General features: G+C 41.0%; 1 pseudogene. It reads left to right on the top strand.

What is annotated here, in order from left to right:
• A pseudogene (locus FNH22_RS32340) lies at positions 1-191 on the top strand (transposase); the annotation flags it as partial.
• Between the last annotated feature and the right edge of the window lie 58 nt (positions 192-249).

Raw genomic sequence — 249 nt, 5'->3', positions numbered from 1 at the left:
AACTATGGCAGGATGGTTTCCATCCTGTAGAACTTACCAGCAATAAAATGATGGATCAACGGATGGATTATCTTCATAATAACCCTATGGTTGAAGAGTATGTCCATTCACCGGAGCAATGGGTATATAGCAGTGCAGCGTTTTACATTTCTAATGAGAAGAATCGAGTGGCATTACAAATGCTGGAATAAGATGGGTACGCTTTGTAAAAGCGCACCAGGACCGTTTTGAAAGTACCCATAACAGAGA

It is taken from the genome of Fulvivirga sp. M361 (genome assembly GCF_007097395.1).
In the GTDB taxonomy this organism is placed as follows: domain Bacteria; phylum Bacteroidota; class Bacteroidia; order Cytophagales; family Cyclobacteriaceae; genus Fulvivirga.
This window is presented reverse-complemented; position numbering and strand designations above follow the sequence as displayed.